The 4,896-nt window shown below is 63.0% G+C and carries 4 protein-coding genes; all 4 read right to left on the reverse strand.

The genetic code is table 11. The annotated features are described in order from the left end of the window. Window positions 1–45 precede the first annotated feature (45 nt). The 4 genes from ACNPN0_RS15550 to ACNPN0_RS15565 all read right to left on the reverse strand — a co-directional run bounded on the left by ACNPN0_RS15550 (window position 46) and on the right by ACNPN0_RS15565 (window position 4,856). The gene (locus ACNPN0_RS15550) at window positions 46–651 is read right to left on the reverse strand and encodes a malonic semialdehyde reductase (RefSeq protein WP_400341815.1); all 606 of its coding nucleotides are present in this window, start codon (window positions 649–651) and stop codon (window positions 46–48) included. Window positions 652–783: 132 nt separating this feature from the next. After that, the gene (locus ACNPN0_RS15555) at window positions 784–1,995 is read right to left on the reverse strand and encodes an MFS transporter (protein WP_448938139.1); all 1,212 of its coding nucleotides are present in this window, start codon (window positions 1,993–1,995) and stop codon (window positions 784–786) included. Window positions 1,996–2,062: 67 nt separating this feature from the next. After that, window positions 2,063–3,025, reverse strand: a complete 963-nt coding sequence (locus tag ACNPN0_RS15560) for an ROK family protein (protein ID WP_448938138.1) — start codon at window positions 3,023–3,025, stop codon at window positions 2,063–2,065. 295 nt (window positions 3,026–3,320) lie between these two features. After that, window positions 3,321–4,856 (reverse strand): nucleobase:cation symporter-2 family protein, encoded by a 1,536-nt coding sequence (locus ACNPN0_RS15565; protein WP_105656556.1) that lies wholly within the window; start codon window positions 4,854–4,856, stop codon window positions 3,321–3,323. Window positions 4,857–4,896 lie beyond the last annotated feature (40 nt).

The following is a 4,896-nucleotide window of genomic DNA, read 5'->3' on the forward strand; positions in this document are numbered from 1 at the left end:
ATTCCGCGCTTCTGGCGCATGCCGTTTTCGAAGTACTCGATGCACCTAGACGGTGCGGACAACTGCTTCGTAGTCGAAGCGTGCTTTTGGCGAGCCGATCTCGCTTGCGGCTGGCTGGCCGATATTCACGACCAGGAAGCTCTTCTGCTCGCCTTCCGGGAAGAACGATGCGTCGATGGCGGAGAAGTCTGCGCCGGTCATTGGACCTACCGCGAAGCCCAAGCTGCGCGCGGCGAGCATGAAGTAGCCTGCCTGCAGGTGTGCGTTGTTGTTGCCGGTGGATGCGGTGAAGTCCGCATCAGCATCGTACATGGCCTTGGGCGCGTTGTAGCCGGGCAGGAAGTTGTCCCACTGTTCGTGCCATGCCGTGTCATAGCTGAGGATCGCTACCAGCGGAGCTGCTGCGGTCTTGGCTTTATTGCCGTTGGAGAGCGCGTCGACCAGGGTGGCGCGGGCTTCGTCCGACCGCACGTAGGTGACGCGCAGCGGCTGGGAATTGAACGCGGTTGGACCGAACTTGGCCAGTTCGTAGATTTCCTGGGCCTGCTCCTCGGTAACCTCTCCGGTGAACGCGTTAGCGGTGCGTGCCTCGCCAAAAATGGCGTTGAGCGTTGCTGTGTCGGCCTGGATTTCCTGGGATGCAACTGTCATTGATTGCCTTTCAGATCTGTCCGAGGCCACTGGTTCGGGCCATTGCCGGATACGGTTTTCTTCTATCAATGCCCAACGAGGATCGGCTGCACCTCATTCCGGCAAGCCACGTGTTCTCTGCCACACGCAGGCCTAGGGACCGGCAGGGATTCGCGAGTTTGCGGAATCATCCCAGCTGCGATGAAGCCTGGCGCACCCGACTGCGCACAGTGCGATGATTGCGCCGAAGCAGGTCACTGCCATCGATTCGCCGCTGATCTGCCCTACCCAGCCCAGCCCCAGCGCCCCAAGTGCGGTCAGGGCGTAGCCCAGTACCCAGAAGGCGGAGCTGGCGCTGCCTCGATGCCGCAGCTCGATGCGCCGCAGTACGATGCCCAGTCCCACCGGGAACAGCGCACCATGGCTCAGTCCAGCAACCACTAGGCCAACCAGGTACACCGTGACCGCCAGGCCCCCGCCCAACCTCGGGGCAATAGCTATCAGCACCGCGCCCACCGCCAGCCCGGCATAGCCCAGCTGCACTTTTTCGCTGACCAGCTTCCCGCCCGCTTTCTGTCCCACGGCAGTGGCGACGAAAATCAGCGAACCGATGAGCCCCAGCAGGCGCAGGTCGGTAATCCCAAAGGCACGGACCACCAGGATGGACGTCATGGCTGTACAGCCGCCCATGACCGCAAAACCCAGGGTCATCAGTCCGCCCACGCAGAAGTCCCGTCGTGCCAAACGCGGCACCAGCGGAAGGCTGAGTTTCCACCCGCCCCGGCGGTGCACAACACTGTCCGGGATCGTGGCCAGCAGCACGATGCATAGGCCCGAAAGCACCGCGTGCACGCTGAAGGCGATCATGGGGGTAGCCGGGAAGAAGAAAGTCAGAAATGCCGCCAAGGCCGGCCCGCTGCCTAGTCCCGCCATATTCGCCAGGCTGGAAATGGCGGCACCGCGTCCGGAGCTGGAGACCAGATCCGCCAAATAGGCTGTGGCCGTTCCGGTGACCAAGCCGGCGCACACCCCGGACAGGGCCCGGGCAATGAACAGCATGGGAGCGTCGGTGGCCACGGCATAAAGCATCCCGCTGGCGGCCGAGGAGAGCAACCCGAGAATCATGACGGGCTTGCGGCCAATGGCGTCAGAGAGGGAACCGAAGATGCACAGCACCGTGAGCACCACAAGGGCGTATATCGCAAAAAGCTGGGTCGAGGCGGCGGTGCTCAGGCCGTATTCATCCTGGAGCATTGGATACAGCGCGGTTGGCATGGTGGTACCGCACATGGCGACCGCGTAGGTTCCCAAAACGACTGCTAGCGGCCAGCCACGGGTCTGCGGCGGCTTCTCTGGCAGGACCATGCCGGAACCTCGCTCTCGTGTTGAATAACAACCTGAGCCTAGATAAGACCTAATGTCCTGTCAATGTTTATTGCTGTTGATTGAACCTCGCCAAATCAGCAGCCCCGATCAGGCCTGCCACCGGACCCAATTCGGCTTGGCTGATCTTTGCAAAGGGACGGTAGCCCCTGCCGGAGAGGGTGCGGCGGTAAGTCTCCTCCGCGGTGGCCACCAGTTGCTTCGACGCCGCGCCCAAGCCGCCGCCGATAACGATGGTCCCCGGATCCAGAACCGAGACCAGATTCGAAATGCCCAACCCGAGCCATTCGCCCATATCCGCAATGAGGTCGGCGCACGCCGGGTCGCCCTCTGCGGCAAGTCGAGTTACCTCCGCCCCGGTAACGGCGTCCGGATCATCGCCCACGGCCTCGCGCAGGCGGAAGGCCACCGGTGATTTGCTGCGCACAAGTTCGGCTCCTTCCCGGCCCAGGGCATTGCCAGAGGCGTACTGCTCCCAGCAACCGCGGTTTCCGCAGGCGCACCGATGGCCGCCGGGAACGATCACCTGGTGCCCGAATTCGCCAGCAATCCCGGACTTGCCCCGGTGGATTTGCCCTCCGAGGATGACCGCCCCGCCGATTCCCGTTCCGAGGGTCAGGCACACCATGTCGCTTTCGCCCCGGCCCGCGCCAAAACGATGCTCGGCCCAGCCGGCCGCATCAGCGTCGTTGACCAGAGTCACTTCATGTCCTACCAGCTGCATCAGACGGTCGCGCACCGGTTCATTGCGCCAAGACAGGTGGGGGCTGAACAGCACGTTCTGGCCCTTGCGGTCCATCCATCCCGCGGCTCCAATGCCCACCGGAAGACCTTCGTTGCCCTTCGAGAGCTCGCGGATCATCTCAGCCAGGGCACGTTCGGTCTCCGCCACGTCATGGTCAGGTGTCTCGCGGCGGATTTGCCCGAAGGCGTTCCCCTCTTGATCCACAAGGGCTGCAAGGATTTTGGTGCCACCGATGTCAACGCCGATGGAAAGATTTGCTGAACTCACAGTCATCTAGCTTAGACCCTCGCAAAACGCCGATGCTCCCGCTGCCGCACAGGAGCCCCTGACTGGTCCGGTGCCTGCACGGAACTTCCAACGCAGTCCAGCACTTGGGCCAGCCCTGCGAAAGGTGCCCGGAAAACTCGTCCGGCGGTGCTCCCTGGCTGTTCGCGCTGTGAAGTGCAACTGCTCGAGCTCGCGCAAAATGCCCGCAAACCGGAGTTTGCGAGCATTTCGCGCTAGCTGCTACTTCTCGTCATCGAGCTCGTCGTAGACGTCGGGTTCGGACGGGGCCGATTCCTCAGTGCCCTGATGTCTCGGCAGGCCTGGGTACAGGCATCTGGATGGCTCCGGTCTGGATCTGCTCGAATTCATCGGGTGTGACCACCGGAATTTCGTAGCCTTCCTTGTCGATGAGCTTGCCGCCTACGTAGTGGTCGCCATCGAGCAATCCGCAGATCTCCTCGGTCTTGACCATGCGCGGAGGAGCCGCCGAGAAGACCGATGCATCCTTTGTATTCCCGAACTTGAGTTCGTTGAACAGCAGGTTCAGCAGCACGGCCATCACGGCCGCCGAGGAAATCCCGGAGTGGAAGATCGTCTCGAACCACGTGGGGAATCCAGCGTAGAAGTCCGGCTTCACAATCGGGATGCAGCCAAAGGCAATCGATGCCGCGACGATCACCAAGTTCATGCCGTCGTACTTCACCTTGGACAGGGTCCGGATCCCGGAAGCGGCGACGGTGCCGAAGAGCACGATGCCTGCGCCGCCGAGCACCGGAGTCGGGATGGCAGCGACCACTCGTCCGAGGATCGGCAGCAAGCCGAGCACGACGAGGATGCCGCCACCGGCCGCGACAACGAAGCGGCTGGTGATGCCCGTGATGGCCACCAGGCCGACATTCTGCGCAAAGGCCGACTGGGTGAAGGTATTGAAAATCGGCGCCACTGCGGAAGAGGCCATGTCGGCACGCAGGCCGTCGGCAATGCGCTTGGAATCCACCTTCGATCCGGCGATCTCGCCCACAGCGAGGATGTCTGCGGTGGTTTCGGTGAGGATCACCAGCACCACGATGGTCATCGAGATGATGCCGCCGATTTCGAAGACCGGCATGCCGAAGGCCAGTGGCTGCGGGAAGGCGAAGATCGCGCCGTGCCCGACCTGCGAGAAATCGGCCATGCCCAGCAGCGCTGCGGCGACGGTGCCCAGCACGATGGCCAGCAGGATCGACATGCGGGAAATCGCTGCATTGCCGACCTTGGACAGCAGCAGGACCACCAGCAGTGTTCCGGCGGCCAGGCCGATGTTGGCCAGCGACCCGTAGTCATCGGCCTTGGCGTCCCCGCCCATGGCCCAGTTGGCCGCGACCGGGGTCAGCGAGATGCCGATCATCGTAATGACCACGCCGGTGACCACCGGCGGGAAGTACCTGACAATGCGGGCGAAGAACGGCGCTATGAGGAAGCCGATCAGCGCTGCGACGAGCACGGCCCCGAAGACCGCCTGGATTCCGCCTCCCCCGTTGACGATGGCCACCATGGTAGCCACGGATGCGAAGGACGTGCCCTGGACCAGCGGCAGCTGCGCCCCGAAGAACGGGATGCCCACGGTTTGCAGGATGGTGGCCAGCCCGCCGACAAACAGGCAGCAGGCGACCAGCAGGCCCACCTCGTCCGGGGCCAAGCCGGCAGCGTTTCCGATGATCAGCGGCGGGGCGATAATGCCGCCGTACATCGTCAGGACATGCTGCAGGCCATAGGCAAAGGACTTCCCCAGAGGGAGCTTCGCGTCCTCGGGACGATTGCCTTTGATAGATTCATCTTGTGTAGCGCTCAAGGCTGACCTCCTACGTCAGTCGCTGCCAAAGGTGTGCCGG

This window comes from Glutamicibacter sp. AGC84 (genome assembly GCF_053543575.1).